Origin of the sequence: Cupriavidus sp. YAF13 (genome assembly GCF_052113425.1) — a bacterium.
GTDB lineage: Bacteria > Pseudomonadota > Gammaproteobacteria > Burkholderiales > Burkholderiaceae > Cupriavidus.
In genome coordinates this window covers 104,135-124,580 of sequence record NZ_JBFRDD010000010.1, presented here as the reverse complement: position 1 = coordinate 124,580, position 20,446 = coordinate 104,135, and the positions used below count along the sequence as shown (strand labels likewise).

The following is a 20,446-nucleotide window of genomic DNA, read 5'->3' as shown; positions in this document are numbered from 1 at the left end:
CCGTGTGTTCTTATGATGTTGATTCTACTTGGCTGATCATGGCCGCCTGATGACGGCCATGACCGCGGTGGCACGGCAAGCTCAGGCGCAAGCCGCCGGCCAGCCGAAATTGTCTTCCAGGAATCCGGCGCGCTTGACCAGGGTGTCCAGGTCCTTGAGCACCGACAGCAGTTCCTTCATGCGCGACAGCGGCACGGCGTTGGGGCCGTCCGACATGGCCTTGCTTGGATCCGGATGGGTTTCCATGAACAGGCCCGCCACGCCTACGGCCACGGCGGCGCGGGCCAGCACCGGCACGAACTCGCGCTGGCCGCCCGAGCTGGTGCCCTGGCCGCCCGGCAGTTGCACCGAGTGGGTGGCGTCGAACACCACCGGCGCGCTGGTCTCGCGCATGATCGCCAGCGAGCGCATGTCCGAGACCAGGTTGTTGTAGCCGAAGGAGACGCCGCGTTCGCAGGCCATGAAGCTGTCTTCCGGCAGCCCGGCCTCGCGCGCGGCATCGCGCGCCTTGTCGATGACGTTCGTCATGTCGTGCGGCGCGAGGAACTGCCCCTTCTTGATATTGACGGGGCGGCCGCTCTGCGCGCAGGCACGGATGAAGTCGGTCTGCCGGCACAGGAAGGCCGGCGTCTGCAGCACGTCGACCACGGCCGCCACCGGCTTGACCTCGTCGATCTCGTGGATGTCGGTCAGCACCGGCACACCGATCTCGCGCTTGACGGTGGCGAGGATCTCGAGACCCTTCTCCATGCCCAGCCCGCGGAAGGTCCGGCCCGACGAGCGGTTGGCCTTGTCGAACGAGGACTTGTAGATAAAGGGGATGCCAAGTTCGCTGGTGATCGCCTTGAGCTCGCCGGCCGTATCCAGCGCCATCTGCTCGGACTCGATCACGCACGGGCCGGCGATCAGGAAGAAGGGGCGGTCCAGGCCGACGTCAAATCCACAGAGTTTCATCGCTAATCTCCTGCTTGCGGTGCCGGGGCTCAGCCCGCCTTCTTCTGCTGGCTGGCCAGCGCCGCTTCCACGTAGGCCTTGAACAGCGGATGGCCATCGCGCGGGGTGGAGGTGAATTCCGGGTGGAACTGCACGCCCACGAACCACGGGTGCAGGCTTTCCGGCAGCTCCATCATCTCGGGCAGGTCTTCGGTCGGCGTACGGGCCGAGATCACCATGCCCGCCTTTTCCAGCGTCGGCACGTAGTGATTGTTGACTTCGTAGCGGTGGCGATGGCGCTCGTTGACTTCCGGGCCATAGATCTGGCTGGCCTTGGTCCCGGCCTTGACCGGCACGCGTTGCGCGCCAAGGCGCATGGTGCCGCCCAGGTCGGACTCGGCGGAGCGCTGCTCGACCTTGCCTTCGCGATCCACCCACTCGGTGATCAGCGCGACCACCGGATGTTCGGTTTCCAGGTTGAACTCGGTCGAGTTGGCGTCGGCCATCGCCGCCACGTGGCGCGCGAACTCGATCACGGCCAGCTGCATGCCCAGGCAGATGCCCAGGTACGGCACCTTGTTCTCGCGAGCGTACTGGATCGCGCGGATCTTGCCTTCCGTGCCGCGCTTGCCGAAGCCGCCCGGGACCAGGATGGCGTCCAGCGGCTTGAGCACTTCGAGGTGGCCTGATTCGAGTTCTTCCGAATCGATGTACTCGATGTTCACGCGGGTGGCGGTGTGCATGCCGGCGTGGCGCAGCGCTTCGATCAGCGACTTGTAGGACTCGGTCAGGTCGACATACTTGCCCACCATGCCGATGGTGACCTCGTGCTGCGGGTTTTCCTGGGCATTGACCAGGCGCTGCCACATGGAGAGATCGGCCGGTTTCGGATCGATACGCAGCTCCTCGCAGATCAGGCGGTCAAGGCCTTGCTCGTTGAGCATCTGCGGGATCTTGTAGATGCTGTCCACGTCCCACACCGAGATCACGGCTTCTTGCGGGATATTGGAGAACAGCGAAATCTTGGCGCGCTCCTCGTCCGGAATCGGGCGGTCGGCGCGGCACAGCAGCGCGGTCGGCGAGATGCCGATTTCACGCAGCTTCTGCACCGAGTGCTGGGTCGGCTTGGTCTTGAGCTCGCCGGCGCTGGCAATGAACGGCACCAGCGTCAGGTGCACGAAGGCAGCGTGGTTGCGGCCCATGCGCAGGCTCATCTGGCGCGCGGCTTCCAGGAAGGGAAGCGACTCGATGTCACCCACCGTGCCGCCGATCTCCACCAGCGCAACGTCCGCCTTGCCACCGTGCGACGCAGCCGCGCCGCGCTCGATGAAGGCCTGGATTTCGTTGGTGATGTGCGGGATCACCTGCACCGTCTTGCCGAGGTACTCGCCCCGGCGTTCCTTGCGGATCACCGATTCGTAGATCTGGCCCGTGGTGAAGTTGTTCGACTTGCGCATCTTGGCCGAGACGAAGCGCTCATAGTGGCCAAGATCGAGGTCGGTTTCCGCACCGTCTTCCGTGACGAACACTTCGCCGTGCTGGAAGGGGCTCATCGTGCCGGGATCGACGTTGATGTAGGGATCTAGCTTGAGGAGGGTGACTTTGAGGCCGCGCGACTCGAGAATGGCCGCGAGCGAAGCAGCAGCGATGCCCTTGCCGAGAGAAGAGACGACACCACCGGTGACGAAGACGAATTTGGTCATAAACCGAGCTTGCCGGGGAAATCGGGATTATACATGAGAGGCCGCCTGCTGCAGCGCCGCATTTGCGACAAGTCGCCTTGCCCGGCAGCCACTGAGACGCATTCGCCGCTTCGCACTCGTGTCCACGCCGCCGCCCTATCCTGCCGGGGCTACGGACGCGCGCGGGGCGGCGGCGCCGTCCCGCATTTGCCTGACCAGATCGCGGATCAGCCCGGCCGTCTGCCCGGGGCGCTCCATCGGATACAGGTGCCCGCCCTCGATAAAGCGCAGGCGCTCGCCCACCAGCTTGCGCGTGGCGCCGAGCCCGCATTGCCGCACTTCGCGCGAACGCGTGCCGGCGACAAAGCTGACCGGCACCGGCGCGCCGTGCGCCACGCGCGCGCCCAGGCTGGTGGGCAGCGTGCGGTAGATCTGGTACTCGATCTCGCGCTCGAAGCGCAGGCGGCGCTCGGCGTCGTTGCCGGTCGGCTCCGTGCCATGCATCGCATAGTCGCGCAGCACTTCCTCGTCCCACGACGCGAATACCGGCTTGGAGCGGAAATGCGCCCACACCGCCTCGGCATCCGGCCAGTGCGTGCGCCGCCGCCGGGTCGCGGCAGCCGGGCTGGGCCGCTCATCCAGGCCGAAGCGCTGACCGGCCTTGAGCAAGGCGGCGCGCCACCCGGCAATCACGGGCGAATCCAGCATCACCACACCGCGCACCCACTGCGGGCGGCGCAGCGCGGCCATCAGCGACAGGAAACCACCCAGCGAATGCCCCACCAGCCACACCGGCTCGCGGTACTTCTGCTCGATCGAAGCCAGCAGCTCATCGACCAGATGCGGCCACTCGCGCGTGACCGGGAATTTCGGGTCGTGGCCATAACGGTCCACGGCGCGGATCTCGAAATCGTCTTCCAGCGTTCCGAACAGCTTGCGGTAGGTACTGACCGGAAAGCCGTTGGCGTGCGAAAAATGCAGAATGTCGCGCATCGGCGTATTCGCAGCGCGCCCTCAGTCCTGTGTGCCGGCACGTTCGCGCGTGGCGCGCACAGGCTGGCCCCAGCGGTCTCCCGTGCCCTGGCGCGCCAGCGGAAACTCGGCCGGCGCGTTGGCATCCCACTCGGGATCATTGATCTCGCCAAAGACCTGGCGCAAACGCTGCCCCCAGGTATCGCGAATCATGCGGAAGTAGGCGTTCTTCTCGTCAATGTTGACAAAGCGGGTCACACGCAGCGAATCGCTTTCGTAGACCAGCAGGTCCAGCGGCAGGCCCACCGAGATATTCGACTTCAACGTGGAGTCCATCGAAATCAGCGCACACTTGGCGGCCTCGCCCAGCGGCAGCGTCGGCTCGACCACGCGATCGATGATGGGCTTGCCGTACTTGGCCTCGCCGATCTGAAAATAGCAGTTCTCGGGTGTGGCCTCGACGAAATTCCCGGCAGCGTACACATGGAACAGGCGCACGCGTTCGCCGCGGATCTGGCCGCCGAAGATCAGGCTCACATTGAACTCGATGCCGGCCTCGCGCAGCGCATGGGCGTCGTGCTTGTGCACCTGGCGCACCGCGTCGCCGACGATGGCGGCCGCCTCGAACATATCGCGCGCCGTCCACAGCGAGCGTTTCTCGTCGCGGCCCTCCGCCAGTATCTGGCGCACCGCCTGGCTGATTGCCAGGTTGCCCGCGGTCAGCAAGACCATCACGCGGTCGCCCGGTTCCTCGAACACGGTCATCTTGCGGGCGGTCGAGATCGCATCGACACCGGCATTGGTGCGCGAATCGGAAAGGAACACCAGCCCGGCATCCAGCCGCATGGCTACACAGTACGTCATGATCTTGTCTTGTAATGGTGCACATTCACGCCTGGCGCATCGCCAGGCCTGCCGTCCGGGCCAAGGCCGCATTCTGGCGCCGCGGTGGTGCGCCCGGAAGCTTGCGGCGCGCCCGTTTCTGGTGCGCGGCGCACCACTTCAATCACTGCAACGGCGCAATGGCGATCTCGACCGCCAGCCGCTCGCCGCTGCCCCCTTCGCGAATCCCCCGTACCGGTGCGGCCATGCGATAGTCGCGCCCGACCGCCAGCCGGATATGGCGCGCGTCGCTCAGGCAGCCGTGGGTCACGTCGATGCTGCACCACAACTCCTTGCCGGCATCCACGCAGACATCAGCCCACGCGTGGCTGGCCAGTTCCGAGGCGGCCGGGTCATAGAAATAGCCGCTGACGTAGCGTGCCGGAACGCCCAGGGCCCGGCAGCATGCCACCATCACTTGCGCCTGATCCTGGCAAACCCCGCTGCCCAGTGCGAACGCGTCGCTGGCCGGGGTGTCCACATCGGTGCTAGCTGACTGGTAACGCACCCGCCCGGCGATGCCGCCGGCCAGCGCCAGCAACGCGGGCACCGTCGCCCCCGCCGCCAGGTAGGGCGCGGCAAAATGCACCATCTCCGGCTTGGCGGCGGTCAGCGGCGTGCCGCCAAGGTAATACAGCGGCGATACGCGCGCCTCGCCGGCTGGCGGCGCATCGCAGAAAAACGGCCCATCCGCATCCACTGGCGGCGTCACATCGACCACGCCGCTGGCCTCGATCACCAGCGTATGTGCGGGCCCGGCCACGGTGAAGCTGTGCACGATATTGCCGAAGCCGTCACGCGCCTCGGACAGGTTGCCGGGAACGGACAACTGCCATTCCTGCACGGCCTGCAGCGGACCCGAGCGCGGCGCGAGCCGCAGTTCGTGCACGCTGCGCCGGACCGGCTCGGCGTAACGGTAGACCGTCTTGTGGTGAATCTTGTATTTCATGATGTGGCGAGGCCGGCACAACCTCCCCACGTTTTATGGGTCAGGCAGCGAGCAGCGGCACGAGGAAATCCCGGCTGATGCCGTTGCCGAGGTCGCCGATGCGCTCCAGGAAACTGGTCAGGTAAGCATGCAGCCCGACGGCGAAGATGTCGTCGATGCGCGCATATTTCAGATCGGCGTGGAGTTTACCAGCCTGGCGCTCGGTCTCCGAAGAAAGGTGGTTGCCCACCAGCGCCAGGATCGACACCACCTCGTCCATGCTAGACACCAGCGAGCGCGGCATGTCGGGGCGCAGCACCAGCAGTTCGGCCACGCGCTCGGGCGTGATCACGGTGCGATACACCTTGCGGTACACCTCGAACCCTGACACCGAGCGCAGAACAGCCGCCCAGTGATAGAAATCGTTGGCGTCTCGATTGGGATCGCTGTCGTCGACCGTGCTGGCCTGGAACTTCACGTCCAGAATCCGCGCGGTATTGTCGGCGCGTTCCAGGAACGTGCCCAGCCGCATGAAGTGGAAGGCATCGTCCTTGAGCATGGTGCCAAACTGCACGCCGCGGGCCAGGTGGGAGCGGAACTTCACCCACTCGAAGAACTGCGAAGGATCCTCGCGCAGCACGCCGTCGGCGATCATGCGCTGCACGTCGAGCCAGGTGGTGTTGATGGTCTCCCAGACCTCGGTGGTCAGCGAGCCGCGCACCGCGCGGGCGTTCTCGCGGGCCGCGCGCAGGCAACTCATGATGGACGAGACATTGGTCATGTCGCGCACCATGAAGTCGATCACGTCGTCGCGCGTGAGCAGGCCGTACTTCTCATCGAACACCGTGGTCAGCTCGGAGATATCGAGCATGGCCCACCAGCCTTGCTCTGCCACTTCCGCGGATTGCGGCAGCAGCGAAGTCTGGTAGTTCACGTCCAGCATGCGCGCGGTGTTCTCCGCGCGTTCGGTATAGCGCGCCATCCAGAACAGATGGTCGGCGGTGCGGCTAAGCATGGTCAGTCCCCTCGTACAGCGCTGTTCGCCCGCGCGCCGCCGGCAACGCGGCGGCCAGCGCGGGAATCACAAACAATCCTTGCGGGCGCCGCGCGTCAGCGCTCCAGTACCCAGGTGTCCTTGGTGCCCCCGCCCTGCGAGGAGTTGACCACCAGCGAGCCTTCGCGCAGCGCAACGCGGGTCAGCCCGCCAGGCACCATGCGCACATCCTTGCCGGACAGCACGAACGGACGCAGGTCGATGTGGCGCGGCGCGATCCCCGACTCGACATAGGTCGGGCAGGTGGAAAGCGCCAGCGTGGGCTGCGCGATGTACTGCTCGGGACGCGCGCGCACGACCTCGCGGAACGTGTCGATCTCCGCGCGCGTGGCGGCAGGCCCCACCAGCATGCCGTAGCCGCCGGCCCCGTGGGTTTCCTTGACCACCAGCTCGCTCATGTGGTCCAGCACGTACTGCAGGTCGTCCGGGCGGCGGCACATGTACGTCGGCACGTTGTTGAGGATCGCTTCCTCGCCAAGGTAGAAGCGGATCATGTCGGGCACGTAGGGATAGATCGACTTGTCGTCGGCCACGCCCGTGCCGATGGCATTGCAGATGGTGACGTTGCCCGCGCGGTAGACCGAGAGCAGCCCCGCCGCGCCCAGCGTGGAATCCGAGCGGAACACCAGCGGATCGAGGAAGTCGTCGTCGACCCGGCGGTAGATCACGTCGATGCGCTGCGGGCCCTGGGTGGTGCGCATGTAGAGGTGGTCGTCCTGTACGAACAGGTCGCTGCCCTCGACCAGTTCCACACCCATTTGCTGCGCCAGGAAGGCATGCTCGAAGTAGGCGGAGTTGTACATGCCGGGCGTGAGCACCACCACCGTGGGATCGGCGATGTTCTGCGGCGAGACGCCGCGCAGCATGTCGAGCAGCAGGTCGGGATAGTGCGCCACCGGCGCCACGCGATTGCGCGCGAACAGGTCCGGGAACAACCGCATCATCATCTTGCGGTTCTCCAGCATGTAGGACACGCCGGAGGGCACGCGCAGGTTGTCTTCCAGCACGTAGAACTCGCCCTCGCCAGCACGTACTACGTCGATGCCCGCCACGTGGGCGTAGATATCACGGGGCACGTCGATGCCGAGCATCTCGGGGCGGTACTGCGCGTTGTTGTAGATCTGGTCTGGCGGGATCACACCGGCGCGGATGATGTCCTGCCCGTGATAGATATCGTGGATGAAGCGGTTCAGCGCCGACACCCGCTGGCGCAGGCCGCGCTCAAGCGTTGCCCACTCGCTGGCGGGGAAGATGCGGGGAATGACGTCGAATGGGATGGTCCGCTCGGTACCGCTGTTGGACTCGTCTTTTTCACCGTAAACGGCGAACGTGATGCCCACACGCCGGAAAATCAGGTCGGCCTCGGCGCGCTTGTTGTCCATGGTGCCTTCGGACTGGCGCGCCAACCAATCCGCGAACTGCTTGTAATGCCCCCGCACGGCACCTGCCGGCAGGGACTCGCCCGCGTGGATTGCTGCTGCCACGCCATCTTGCCAATCGAGCATCTCGTCGAAAAACCGCGCCGCCATGATGGCCGTTCCCCCATGATTTGGGTGCCGCCCAAACTGCCGGCTATCCCGTTTTGATTGGCTTGTTGTTCCCGGCACAGCACCTTGAGATCACCACCCGAGGCCCGGCGGCTTGGCCGCGGACCGTCTCGTCATGCTTCGAAGTGCTGTCCCTATAGGATACCTATGACCACGAAAGCCGCAAGCAGCAGGCATTCGCGCCATCAAACATGGATAAGCAAGATGTCTGCCAGCCTTCGCTTCGGGCCGGCGTTGGCATCGGTTCAGCGGGCGATCGCCGCGCCTTGCTGCGCCTGCACTCCGGCCAGGATGCGCTGCACCAGCGCCTCCGGCGTCTGGCGGATATCGAGCACCAGGGCGTCGCGCGGCTCCTCCAGGGTCTCGAACTGGCTCTGCAACAGGGCGGGATTGAAGAAGTGGTCGCTGCGCTCGGCCAGGCGGCCGCCAATGATCGCTGCATCGCCCTTCATGTAGATAAAGGTCACGCCGCCATCGGCGGGGGTCAGGCGGTCGCGGTAGATTTGCCGCAGCGCGGAACAGGTAAAGACGTGGGTGCGCCCCTCGGCGCGGGCTGCATCGATCGCCGCGCGCATCGCGGCCAGCCAGGGCCAGCGGTCGTCGTCGGTCAGCGCGATGCCGTTGTGCATCTTCGCCTTGTTGGCGGCGCTGTGGAATTCATCGGCGTCGTGGAAGCCRCATTGCAAGGTCTTGGCCAGCAACTGGCCGACCGTGGTCTTTCCGCAGCCGGAAACGCCCATCAGGATGTAGATCATGTCTGCTCCAACGATCATGTTCGGATGGTTTTCCCATCCTTGTCGGTAGACCCCGCGCCGGCCGCCGGCTGGCTCCGCAAGCGTTCAGCCATGAAGCCATGATAGGACCCGCATGGGCCGGCTCGGGGTCGTCTCCGCCAGCCATCGGCTGCCGGAGACACAAATGACACAAATTTAAGGGGCGCTGCCTATTGTGCGACGGCCGCGCCCGTTTGGACAGCGCCGGGCGCGTCAGCCTCGGAGAGGTCCAGCGCGCTGCCGCCCTCCTCCGCGATCCGCGCGTTGCGGCGGAACAGCCCAAACAGGCCCCGGCCAACGCTGAAATTCGTGAAGGCGTCGTCCGGCAATACGGCGGAAGCACGCGTGGCCAGGTCGCCGTCGCCATTGGCGGCGCCGAGCCATTCCAGCGTGCCCGCCACGGCGTCCACGCGGATCCGGTCGCCGTCACGCACGCGCGCCAGCGGGCCGCCGGCAAGTGCCTCAGGACCCACATGAATGACCGCCGGCACCTTGCCCGAGGCGCCCGACATGCGGCCATCGGTCACCAGCGCAACCTTGTGGCCGGCGTCCTGCAGCGAGCCCAGCACCGGGGTGAGGCGGTGCAGTTCGGGCATGCCGTTGGCGTTGGGCCCCTGGAAACGCACGACCGCGATCATGTCGCCCGTGAACTCGCCAGCTTCGAACGCAGCTTGCAATTGCTCTTGCGAGTCAAAGACGCGGGCCGGTGCTTCGACCACCCGATGCGCGTCCGCCACCGCCGACACCTTGATCATGCCGCGGCCAAGATTGCCTTGCAGCAGGCGCAAGCCGCCCTCGGGGGAGAACGGCTCGGCCGCGGTGGCCAGCACCGTGGCGTCGCCGCTGACTGCGGCACCGTCGCGCCACTGCAGCACGCCGTCGAGCATCACGGGCTCTTGCGTGTAACGGGCCAGGCCACGCCCGGCCACGGTCTCCACGTCCTCGTGCAGCAACCCGGCGCTGAGCAGCTGGCGAATCACGTAGGCCACACCGCCCGCGGCGTGGAAGTGGTTCACGTCGGCCGAGCCGTTGGGGTAGACCCGCGCCAGCAGCGGCGTGATGCGCGAGAGACGGTCGAAATCGTCCCAGTCGATCAGGATGCCCGCCGCGCGCGCCATCGCCACCAGGTGGATGGTGTGGTTGGTCGAGCCGCCCGTGGCCAGCAGGCCGACCACGGCATTGATCACCGCGCGCTCGTCCACGATGCGCGCCAGCGGCAGGTAGTCGCCGCCCCGCGCCGTCAGGGCCAGCGCGCGCTGGGCCGCGGCGGCGGTGAGCGCGTCGCGCAGGCCGCTGTCCGGATGCACGAAGGCCGCGCCCGGCATATGCAGGCCCATGATTTCCATCAGGAACTGGTTGCTGTTGGCGGTGCCGTAGAAGGTGCACGTGCCGGCGCCGTGATAGGCCTCGCATTCGGCCTCCAGCAAGGCTTCGCGGCCCACCTGGCCGGTTGCGTAAAGCTGGCGCACGCGCGCCTTTTCCTTGTTGGACAAGCCCGTCGACATCGGCCCCGCCGGCACGAACACCACCGGCAGGTGGCCGAACTGCAGCGCCCCCATCAGCAGGCCCGGCACGATCTTGTCGCACACGCCCAGCATGACCGCGGCATCGAAGGTGTTGTGCGACAGCGAGACCGCAGTGGCCATCGCAATGGCATCGCGCGAAAACAGCGACAGCTCCATGCCGGCATTGCCCTGCGTGATGCCATCGCACATCGCCGGCACGCCGCCCGCCACCTGCGCCACTGCGCCAACGGCACGCGCGGCCTCCCGGATCACGCCGGGATAGCGCTCGTACGGCTGGTGGGCCGACAGCATGTCGTTGTACGCGGTGACGATGCCGAGGTTGGCAGCATGCTCGACCCGCAGCTTGAGCTTGTCATGCGCGGGCAGCGCGGCCAGGCCGTGGGCGAGGTTGGCGCAGGACAGCCCGCGCAAGGGGCCCAGCTCCTGCTGGGCGCGTTCGCAGCGCGCGAGATAGGCGGCGCGGCTGCGCTGGCTGCGCGCGATCACGCGCTCGGTGACGGCGTGGACTTCGGCGTGGAGGGCTTTTGACATTGGGGGAGTTCCTGGTCGTGATGCCTGATCGTATCCGGGAGGACTGGTGGGACTAGCGAGCGCCGGTTGGCGCTATTGTTTGTAGATTTTCTACATTATATCGAAAGCCAAATTGAAAGCACTATGCACGAACACCACAAAGCGCTTTATTCATGGCATATTTGGCGCACATAGGTGAAATCCCTACTCGGGTGCGACGTTGAAGCCGCCATGATCCCGCCTCTGATTATGTAGAATATCTACATGCCGCTCGATCCGTCGAGCCACGGACTCCGGGGCCAAAGCCAGAACAATTCCCCGGCACAGACAGCCCATCCCTGCCCTACCATGCGCGACCGAATTCTTGCCGTCTATGACACGCTCCGCCCCTCCGAACGCCGCCTTGCCGACTATGTCGCCCGCCACGGCGCCAGCGTGATCCGCTTGTCGATGCCCGAGCTGGCCGAGCGCGCGGGCGTGTCCCAGCCCACCATTGCGCGCTTTTGCGCGGCGCTGGGCTACGACGGCTTTCGCGAGTTCAAGCTCCAGTTCGCCCAGAACGTGGGTGGCGGCACGCCCTTCGTGCACCAGGACGTCAAGGCCGAGGACCGCCCCGCCGATATCGCCGGCAAGGTGTTCGACCGCACCATCGCCACCCTGATGACCGTGCGCAATGCACTGTCGGCGGACCAGATCGAACATGGCATCCAGCTGCTCGCCGCGGCCAGGCGCATCGAGTTCTATGGCTGCGGCAACTCGGGCATCGTCGCCCTGGATATCCAGCACAAGTTCTTCCGCCTTGGCATGCCCACGGTGGCCTATTCGGACTCGCACGTCTTCAGCATGTCAGCGGCGCTGCTCGGGCCCGGCGACGTGGCCGTGCTGGTCTCGAACAGCGGGCGCACCTGGGACATGCTGGCCGCCGCCACGCTCGCCCGCGCCAGCGGCGCCAGCGTGCTGGCGCTGACCCACAGCGGCTCGCCGCTGGCCGCGCTGGCGGACGTCTGCGTGTTCTCGGACGTGGAGGAAGACAGCGAGGTCTACACGCCGATGACCTCCCGCATCTGCCACCTCGTGCTGGGCGACGTGCTGGCAGCAGGCGTCGCCCTGGAGCGCGCCGATACCGTCTCCGCCGGCCTGCAACGCGCCAAGGCGCACCTGCGCGAGCGCCGCATCGCCCAGGCCGAGCCCGCGCATCTCAGCGAGGCGCAGGCGGCGCCGCGCGCCAGTAGCGCCGCGCGTGCTGGCGGTAAGCCTGCAGCGCGTAAGACTCGCCGCGCGTCGTGAGCTGGACCGCGCCGGTCTCGTCGCTGCGATAGCGGGCGATCTCGTGCGAACCGTAGCGGTCCCAGATCTCGGGCCGAGGATGCCGGTGGCGGTTGCGGTAGCCCACCTGGAACAGCGCGACCTCCGGCGCCACCACGGCCAGGAACGCGCCGCTCGATGAGGTGTTGCTGCCGTGATGCGGCACTTGCAGGAAGTCCGCGCGCAAGTCTTGCGTCGACAGGCGCGCCAACAGCGCCGCCTCGTCACGCCGGCCGATATCGCCGGTCAGCAGCAGGCTGCGCGCGCTGCCCGCCACCTTGAGCACGCAACTGCGCGCATTGCTGTCGATGGCGGCATTCTGCGCGGCGCCCGGCAAGGGATGCAGCATGGCAAAACGCACGCCATCCCACTCCCACTGCTGCCCCGCCTCGCAAGGCTGCGCCTCCAGGTGCGCAGCGCTCGCCGGCGGCACCAGCAGCCGATGCCCCGGCGGCGCGCCCGATAGCAGGCTGTCCACCGGCAGCGCCGCCATGATGTCGCGCGCACCGCCCGCATGGTCCGCGTCTTCATGGCTGATCACCAGCGTATCCAGCCTGCGCACCCCAGCGCCGCGCAGGAACGGCACGATGTCCCGCGCGCCGGCGCTGTTGCCCAATTCGCCACGCGCGGCGCCCCAGCCGTAAGCCGGCCCGGCATCGTAGAGCAGCACGCGCGAGCGCGTTTCCACTAGTACCGCCGTGCCCTGCCCGATATCGATCGCAGTGGCGCGAAACTCCCCGTGCGCCACTGGCTGCCGCCCCGCCAGCACCATCGGCAACAGCAGTACCACGCCATGCAGGCGCGCGCGCACGCCACAGGGCACGGGCGCCAGCAACAGCAGCGCGCCGAGCACCGCCAGCGCCAGCGCCGCCGGCCCGGCGTGCGCGGCCTGCCACACCGCCCAAGGCGGCGCCGACAGCCACTCCAGGCCCAGCACCAGCCAGTGCAGCAGCAGGTGCGCGGGGCTGAGCAGCCAGCCCGCCACCGGCGCGGGCACCGCCGCCGCCAGCAAGGCCATCGGCGTCACCAGCAGGCTGACCAGCGGGATTGCCACTGCATTGGCCAGCGGCGAAATCACCGAGATCTGCTGGAACAGCAGCAAGGTCAGCGGCACCAGCCCGATAGTGACGGACCATTGCGTGCGCGCGGCCTGCCCAAGGCTGGCGCAAACACGCTGCCAACGCGTCAGCGCGGACTGATTGGCCGGTTGCGCCGCCGCCAGGAAGATCACGCCCACCGCGCCGAAGGAAAGCCAGAAGCCGGGCGACAGCACAGCCCAGGGGTCGAGCCCGATCGCCACGAACGCCGCCCAGGCCAGCGCCAGCGAGGCCGGCGGCGTGCGCCCGCTCCAGAGTGCCAGCGCCGCCACCACCAGCATCGACACGGTGCGCAGCGCCGGCACCTGCATGCCCGCCAGCAGGCCGTAGACGAGGGCCGCGATCACCGCGCCCACCAGCGCGGCGCGGCGCGCCGGCCACCACAGCGGCAAGGGCCGCGGCAGCCATCGCCCGAGCCCGAACGAATGCCGCCACAGCCAATGAACCAAGCTGGAGAACAGGCCGGAAATCATGGTGATATGCAAGCCGGAAATGCTGATCAGGTGGCCGATGCCGGTGCGCGTGAACAAGGTCCAGTCCCGCTGCTGGATGCCTTGCTGATCGCCCACCACGAGGGCCGCCAGCACCGGGGCGAAGCGAGCATCGGCTGGCAGGCTTTGCAAGACGTGATCGCGCACCTGCGCCCGCCATCGCGCGATCCGCCACGCCAGCCGTTCGCCGACAGCGTCCTGCGGCTCGCCGATGGCATCGCGCACATGGCCAGTGGCGCCAAGCCCGGCCGCCATCAGCCAGAACTCGTAATCGAAGCCATGCGGGTTGGCCAGGCCATGAGGCTGTCGCAAGCGCACGGTGAAGACGTAGCGCTCGCCCGGCCGCAAGCCGGCCGGGGCATCCTCCCAGCCCAGCAAGACGCGGGGCGGCATGCCAGCCGCATCGTCGAGCGCGAACACGAAGCGCTGGCCGCGCGCGGCCTGCGCCGGCAGCCCGGCCACCACGCCACTCACCTGCAGGTCGACCCCTTCCAGCCCAGGCGCGAGCCGCTCTGCCAGACGAACCTCGGCGCGCCACGCCGAACAGCCGAAACCAGCCAGCAGCGACAACGCGATCCAGGCCACCCGCGCCCAGCCAGGCCGGCGCGTGCGCAGGCCCAGCGCGAGCGTGGCCGCCAGGAGCCCGGCAGCCGCCAACGCCCACACCGCGCCGCCACGCGGCAGCGAGCCTTGTTGCTGCAGCCACCAGCAGCCCGCCACGAAGGCGAGCAAAGACAGACGCATGTGGACTCCCCAACGGGTAGATGGGATATCGGATGCGTCTGCTTATACGGCCGTCACCGGCCGCCAGACTTGTCAGGATGAAACGGGTTGGTTGCCGATTGTTTCGGCCGGGGCCAAAGCAGGCAATGCCGAGGGGAACATGGTTGACGCGAACGCGCCCAGCCGCGGCAAGGCGGCCACGGAGTTGCGCCACATCGCCTGCGCCAGCGGCACGGCATCCAGCCCGCGCAACTCGCCCAGCACGCGCGCCACGCCGGCCACTTCGGCAGGCGTGTTGCGCGCCTTGTGCTGCTCGCCGAACTGGTCGTCGGACAGCCAGGCGGGCGCGATGTCGGGTGCGTCGGTTTCCAGCACGATGGCGTCGAGCGGCAGGTCCACCGCCAGGCGCCGGATCTGGTTGGCGCGGCTGAAGGTCAGGTTGCCGCCGAAACCCAGCTTGAGGCCCTGGTCGATAAATCCCCGCGCCTGCTGCACACTGCCGTTGAAAGCATGGGCAATGCCCTGGCGCACGCCGATGCGGCGCAACTGGGCCGCCACCTGGTCCTGCGACTTACGCACATGCAGCAGCACCGGCAAGTCCAGCTCGCGCGCAATCTTGAGTTGCTCGGCGTAGATCCAGGCCTGGTGCGCGGCATCGAGGCCGGGCACGAAGAAATCGAGCCCGATCTCGCCGATACCGACGAAGCGCGGATCGGCCAGCGAGGCTTGCGCCTCGCTGCGCAAGGCGTCGAGGTCGGCCTGGCCCGCGCCCGGCGTGCACAGCGGATGGATCCCCAGCGCGTAGACGCAGCTAGCGTGGCGATGCGCCAGCGCCCGCACCGCGGCAAAATTCGACACGGCCACGGCCGGCAGCACGATGCCCGTCACCCCCGCCGTGGCAGCGGCGGCGGCAACGGTGTCACGGTCGGCATCGAATTCGCCCGCGTCGAGGTGGCAATGCGTATCGATCCACATGGTGGGTTCCGCTGGCGCCAGGGCGCTCAGCGCTCGCGGTGGATATGCCCGTCGCGCAGTCGCAGCACGCGATCGCAGCGGCTGGCCAGGTCGAGGTCATGGGTCACGATGACAAAACTGGTGCCCAGCGTGCGCGACAGCTCCAGCATCAGGTCGTAGACGCCGCCCGCGGTATGGTCGTCCAGGTTGCCGGTGGGCTCGTCCGCCAGCACACAGGCCGGGCCGCCCACCAGCGCGCGGGCGATCGCCACCCGCTGGCGCTCGCCGCCCGACAGCTCGCCGGGCCGGTGCTGCGCCCGGTCGCCCAGGCCCACGCGCTCCAGCACCGTCATCGCCGCCGCGCGCGCCTCGGGCTGGCGCAGCCCGCGGATGCGCATCGGCATGGCCACATTATCCAGCGCGGTGAACTCGGGCAGCAGGTGGTGGAACTGGTAGATGAAGCCCAGCTCGCGGTTGCGCACGATATTGCGCTCGCTCTCGCGCAGCGCGGTGAAGGGCCGGCCCTTCAAGGCGACCCGCCCGCTGTCCGGGTTATCGAGCCCGCCCAGCACATGCAGCAGCGTGCTCTTGCCGGAGCCGGAAGCGCCCACGATGGCGACTTTCTCGCCCGCATCCACCCGGACATCCACGCCCTTGAGCACGGTCACGTCCAGGCCGCCCTGGCGGAAGCGCTTGGTCAGGCCTTCGGCCAGCAGCACCGGCGTATCCGAGCCGGCCTTGCCAGCGGCGTCAGCGGCATTGCCGGCCGGTGCGGCGCGCATCAGGGTTTCACTCATAGCGCAGCGCCTCCGCCGGGTTGACGCGGGCGGCACGCCAGCTTGGGTAGAGCGTGGCCAGGATGGACAGCACGAAGGAGACGATACCGATGGTCGCAATGTCGTTCACGCGGGGATCCGAGGGCAGTTCGCTAATGAAATAGATGTCGCGCGGCAGGAACTGCACATGCAGCAGCTGTTCGATAAAGGGCACGATCACATCGATGTTGAAGGCGATCAAGGCGCCGCCGGCAACCCCCGCCAGCGTGCCGATAAAGCCAATGGCAACGCCCTGCACGATAAAGATCTTGGTGATCGAGCTCGGCTGGGCGCCCATGGTGCGCAGGATGGCGATGTCAGCCTGCTTGTCCGTCACGGTCATGACCAGCGTGGACACCAGGTTGAAGGCCGCCACCGCGATGATCAGCGTCAGGATGATGAACATCATGCGCTTCTCGGTCTGTACCGCGGCAAACCAGTTGCGGTTCTGCTTGGACCAGTCCCGCAGGTAAAGCTCGCCCGAGAGCGTGCCGGCCAGCTGGTCGGCTACCTGGGGCGCACGCTGCATGTCCGTCAGTTTCAAACGCACGCCGGTGGGCCCGGCGAGGCGGAACATGGCTTCGGCGTCGCGGATATTGATCAGCGCCAGCGCATTGTCGAACTCGAAATGGCCGGACGAGAACACGCCCACCACCGTGAACTGCTTGAGCCTCGGCAGCACGCCGGCCGGCGTGATGGTGCCCTGCGGCACCACCAGCGTGACCTTGTCGCCCACCTGCACGCCCATCGCGTTGGCCAGCTCATTGCCCAGGGCAATGCCGAACTCGCCCGGAAGCAGCTGCTCCATGCTGCCGCCCCGGAACTGCTTGCCGATATCGGAAACCTTGGGCTCTTCCGAAGGCTCGACCCCGCGCAGCAGCACGCCGCGCACGGCGTCCTCGCGGGTCAGCATAGCCTGCGCGGCCACATAGGGCGCAGCACCGATCACTTCCTTGTTGCGCATCGCCTCGGCGGCGGTCTTCTGCCAGTCGGGCAGCGCCCCGGGGCCGACCACCTCGATGTGCGACAGCACCGAGAGCATGCGATCCCGCACTTCTTTCTGGAAACCGTTCATCACCGACAGCACCACGATCAGCGCCGCCACGCCCAGCGCAATGCCGAGCATGGAAATCATCGAGATAAAGGAAATAAAGGTGTTGCGGCTGGCGCGCTTGCTTGCGCGGGTGTATCGCCAACCGATCTGCCACTCGTAAGGAAAGTTCAAGAGGGTTCCTGTTGTTAAGGAGAAACGCCGGCGCCACACCGCCGACGCCGCTGATGACTTGCCGGCCGCACACCCGGGGCGCCGCTCGCGCCACTGTCGCCACTGTCGCAACCGAGGCCGGGGACGATATTTCCGCCGCCAGCCAGCCGCAAGTTTACAATCTCGGCACCATGATGACGCACCTGACCCTGATTGTGCCCTTTTCTGTCCCGCCCGGCGCCGCGATCGACGCCGACGGCGGGGGCAACGACGCCATGCTCGAAGCCCTGCTGCGGCAGTTGGAGTTGCCGGCGCTGGGAAAGTTGCTCACGCGCGCCAGCCCCGGCCCGCGCGAGCGGCACGACGACCCCTTCCTGCGCGCGCTGCCGCATGAGCGCTGGCTGGCCGGGCGCGCCAGGCTCGACACAGCCCGTGTGCCCAGCGCCCCGTACATGCGCCTGGCCGACATGACCGCCGCCGGCGCCAGTGCCACGGTGGACGATGGCCAGGCCTGGGCCTGCCTGCAGCCGGTGCATATCCACGCCGCGCGCGACCACCTGGTGCTGATGGATCCGGCCCAGCTGCATATCCGGGCCGAGGAGTCCGCCGCCCTGCACGCCGCGGTGGCGGCGCTGCTGCAGGAATCCGGCATTGTGCTTGAGACACCGCACCCGGCGCGCTGGTACATCCCGCAAGCCGTATTCGGGCCACTTGTGGCCGCCAGCCCGCTGCGCGCCACCGGCCGCAATATCGATGTGTGGATGCAAGCCGGCGAGCGCGCCCGCGACTGGCGCCGGATCCAGAACGAAATCCAGATGACCTGGTACGACCATCCGGTGAACCAGGCCAGGGAGGCTGCGGGAGAGTTCTCCGTCAATTCGGTCTGGCTCCACGGCGGCGGCACCCTGCAGCCGGTGCCGCGCCTGGCGGACACGGTATTGACCAGCGACGCCTTCCTGCGCGGCGTGGCGCTGGCCGGCGGCGCGGCATGCCAGCCCCAGCCGCCGCGTTTCAAGGCAATCCAGGCGATGCAGGGCAGCGCCATGGTGCTGCTGGAGGACGCCATCGAGTCCCATATCGCCCAGGACTGGGGCCTGTGGATCGAGCGCATGCACACGCTCGACGCCGAATGGTTCGCGCCCGCCCTGGCCGCCCTTGAAGCCGGGCAGTTGCAGGCGGTCACGCTGATGCTGTCCGGCGACAACCACTACGCCGAGTTCACCGTGCGCCGCGCCGACCTGCGCAAGTTCTGGCGCGGCCTGGGCCAGCGCGGCGACTGGCGCGCGCTGCTGTCCGACCTCGCCTATGCCGCCTGATCCCCTGGTTTTCCGCAAGACCCCGCAATGACAAAAATCGCCGTTCGTTCCTTTTCCGCCGAATATGCCGGCAAGCTGGCCGGGATCGGCCTGCATCCCACGCTGGCGCGCATCCTCTCGGCACGGGGCGTACGCGAGCCGGCCGAGCTCGCCACCGAGCTGCCCGGCCTGGTGCCGCCGGCGGCCATGAAAGGCATCGACCACGCGGCCACCTACCTGGCCGACGCCATCGCCGCGGGCCGGCGCCTGCTGATCGTGGCGGACTATGACTGCGACGGCGCCACCGCCTGCGCGGTAGGCGTGCGCGGTTTGCGCATGCTGGGGGCGCGCATCGACTACATCGTGCCCAACCGCTTCGAGTACGGCTACGGCCTGACCCCGGAGATCGTGGCCCTGGCCGCCAAGCAGCAGCCGGATGTGATCGTGACGGTGGACAACGGCATTGCCAGCGTCGACGGCGTGGCGGCGGCCAATGCGCTCGGCATCGACGTGGTGGTGACCGACCACCACTTGCCCGGCGACCAGCTGCCCGACGCGGCCGTGATCGTCAACCCCAACCAGCCCGGCTGCGAATTCCCCAGCAAGAACCTGGCGGGCGTGGGCGTGATGTTCTACGTGCTGCTGGCCTTGCGTGCCGAACTGCGCCGCCGCGGCGTGTTCGACGCGCAGACCCAGCCGCGCCTGGACACCCTGCTGGACCTGGTGGCGCTAGGCACCGTCGCCGACGTGGTCAAGCTCGACAGCAACAACCGCATCCTGGTGGCGCAGGGCCTCAAGCGCATGCGCGCCGGCCGCATGCACGCCGGCGTGGCCGCCCTCTTCCGCGCCGCCGGGCGCGAGGCCACGCGCGCCAACACCTTCGACCTGGGCTTTGGCGTGGGCCCGCGCCTGAACGCCGCAGGGCGGCTGGCCGACATGTCGCTCGGCATCGAATGCCTGCTGACCGACGACGCCAACCGCGCCTGGGAAATCGCCCAGGAACTCGACGGCATGAACCGCGAGCGGCGCGATATCGAAGCTGGCATGCAGCAGGAAGCCTTGCAGATCCTGGAAGGCCCGCTGGGCGCGCTGGATCCGGCCGCGCGCTTTACCGTCAGCGTGTTCAACGACACCTGGCACCAGGGCGTGATCGGCATCGTGGCCTCGCGGCTCAAGGAAAAATACCATCGCCCCACCATCACCTTCGCCCCGGGCGACGAAGACACGATCAAAGGATCGGGCCGCTCCATCCCGGGCTTTCACCTGCGCGATGCGCTGGACCTGGTGTCCAAGCGCCATCCCGGCCTGCTGAAGAAGTTTGGCGGCCACGCCATGGCGGCCGGACTGACCCTCGGCGCCGACAGCTTCGGGCAGTTCATGGAAGCGTTCGAGGCGGTGGGGCGCGAATGGCTGAGCGACGAGCAGCTGGCGCGGGTAATCGAGACCGATGGCGACATCGAGGATGCCTGCTTCAGCCCGGAATTCGTCTCGCTGCTGGAGCAGCAGGTCTGGGGCCAGGGCTTCCCTGCGCCCACCTTCTGCGGCGAGTTCGACGTGCTGCGCCAGAGCGTGCTCAAGGGCAAGCACCTGAAGCTGCAGCTGGGGCGCGGCAGCCAGCGCTTCGACGCGATCTGGTTCAACCATGCGGATTCGCTGGGCGCCAGCGCGCTGGTGGCCTACCGGCTCGACAACAATACCTTCAACGGCATCACACGGGTGCAGATGGTGATCGAGCACGCGCAGTAGCGCGCCCGC

At 67.5% G+C, this 20,446-nt stretch carries 16 protein-coding genes; 3 read left to right on the top strand and 13 right to left on the bottom strand.

Annotation, left to right across the window (positions count from 1 at the left end):
- Window positions 1-81: 81 nt before the first annotated feature.
- The 9 genes from kdsA to edd form a co-directional block, all read right to left on the bottom strand.
- Window positions 82-954, bottom strand: coding sequence for a 3-deoxy-8-phosphooctulonate synthase (gene kdsA, locus AB4061_RS11210; RefSeq protein WP_441633675.1), 873 nt, complete (start codon window positions 952-954; stop codon window positions 82-84).
- Window positions 955-983: 29 nt separating this feature from the next.
- A complete protein-coding gene (locus AB4061_RS11205) occupies window positions 984-2,636 on the bottom strand; it encodes a CTP synthase (RefSeq protein ID WP_043344927.1) in 1,653 nt (550 codons plus the stop codon).
- A gap of 135 nt (window positions 2,637-2,771) precedes the next feature.
- A complete protein-coding gene (locus AB4061_RS11200; protein ID WP_441633673.1) occupies window positions 2,772-3,608 on the bottom strand; it encodes an alpha/beta fold hydrolase in 837 nt (278 codons plus the stop codon).
- Window positions 3,609-3,629: 21 nt separating this feature from the next.
- Entirely contained in the window at window positions 3,630-4,451 is an 822-nt protein-coding gene (locus AB4061_RS11195; protein WP_441633671.1) for a peptidase, read from the bottom strand.
- A 142-nt stretch (window positions 4,452-4,593) separates the two neighbouring features.
- Window positions 4,594-5,418, bottom strand: coding sequence for a transglutaminase family protein (locus AB4061_RS11190; protein WP_441633669.1), 825 nt, complete (start codon window positions 5,416-5,418; stop codon window positions 4,594-4,596).
- A 40-nt stretch (window positions 5,419-5,458) separates the two neighbouring features.
- Window positions 5,459-6,412, bottom strand: a complete 954-nt coding sequence (locus AB4061_RS11185) for an alpha-E domain-containing protein (protein ID WP_441633667.1) — start codon at window positions 6,410-6,412, stop codon at window positions 5,459-5,461.
- Between the two features lie 95 nt (window positions 6,413-6,507).
- Window positions 6,508-7,980: a circularly permuted type 2 ATP-grasp protein gene (locus AB4061_RS11180; RefSeq protein WP_267606113.1), complete on the bottom strand. Its 1,473-nt coding sequence runs from the start codon at window positions 7,978-7,980 to the stop codon at window positions 6,508-6,510.
- Between the two features lie 263 nt (window positions 7,981-8,243).
- The gene (locus AB4061_RS11175) at window positions 8,244-8,753 is read right to left on the bottom strand and encodes a gluconokinase (RefSeq protein WP_441633664.1); all 510 of its coding nucleotides are present in this window, start codon (window positions 8,751-8,753) and stop codon (window positions 8,244-8,246) included.
- Window positions 8,754-8,941: 188 nt separating this feature from the next.
- Window positions 8,942-10,828, bottom strand: coding sequence for a phosphogluconate dehydratase (edd, locus tag AB4061_RS11170; RefSeq protein WP_441633662.1), 1,887 nt, complete (start codon window positions 10,826-10,828; stop codon window positions 8,942-8,944).
- A 327-nt stretch (window positions 10,829-11,155) separates the two neighbouring features.
- Here edd and AB4061_RS11165 point away from each other — a divergent pair, with 327 nt between their 5' ends.
- Window positions 11,156-12,094, top strand: a complete 939-nt coding sequence (locus AB4061_RS11165) for a MurR/RpiR family transcriptional regulator (RefSeq protein ID WP_150983851.1) — start codon at window positions 11,156-11,158, stop codon at window positions 12,092-12,094.
- On the opposite strand, the gene AB4061_RS11160 is transcribed toward AB4061_RS11165, so the two are convergent.
- The 4 genes from AB4061_RS11160 to AB4061_RS11145 all read right to left on the bottom strand — a co-directional run bounded on the left by AB4061_RS11160 (window position 12,006) and on the right by AB4061_RS11145 (window position 17,417).
- The gene (locus AB4061_RS11160; protein ID WP_441633660.1) at window positions 12,006-14,444 is read right to left on the bottom strand and encodes a DNA internalization-related competence protein ComEC/Rec2; all 2,439 of its coding nucleotides are present in this window, start codon (window positions 14,442-14,444) and stop codon (window positions 12,006-12,008) included. The genes AB4061_RS11165 and AB4061_RS11160 overlap by 89 nt on opposite strands.
- 72 nt (window positions 14,445-14,516) lie before the next feature.
- A complete protein-coding gene (locus AB4061_RS11155) occupies window positions 14,517-15,398 on the bottom strand; it encodes a TatD family hydrolase (RefSeq protein WP_441633658.1) in 882 nt (293 codons plus the stop codon).
- Window positions 15,399-15,424: 26 nt separating this feature from the next.
- Window positions 15,425-16,174: a lipoprotein-releasing ABC transporter ATP-binding protein LolD gene (gene lolD / locus AB4061_RS11150; protein WP_441633656.1), complete on the bottom strand. Its 750-nt coding sequence runs from the start codon at window positions 16,172-16,174 to the stop codon at window positions 15,425-15,427.
- A complete protein-coding gene (locus AB4061_RS11145) occupies window positions 16,167-17,417 on the bottom strand; it encodes a lipoprotein-releasing ABC transporter permease subunit (protein WP_441633654.1) in 1,251 nt (416 codons plus the stop codon). Before AB4061_RS11145 ends, lolD begins: the two co-directional genes overlap by 8 nt.
- A gap of 170 nt (window positions 17,418-17,587) precedes the next feature.
- Here AB4061_RS11145 and AB4061_RS11140 point away from each other — a divergent pair, with 170 nt between their 5' ends.
- The gene (locus AB4061_RS11140; RefSeq protein ID WP_441633652.1) at window positions 17,588-18,712 is read left to right on the top strand and encodes a hypothetical protein; all 1,125 of its coding nucleotides are present in this window, start codon (window positions 17,588-17,590) and stop codon (window positions 18,710-18,712) included.
- A 27-nt stretch (window positions 18,713-18,739) separates the two neighbouring features.
- Entirely contained in the window at window positions 18,740-20,437 is a 1,698-nt protein-coding gene (recJ, locus tag AB4061_RS11135; RefSeq protein WP_441633650.1) for a single-stranded-DNA-specific exonuclease RecJ, read from the top strand.
- Window positions 20,438-20,446 lie beyond the last annotated feature (9 nt).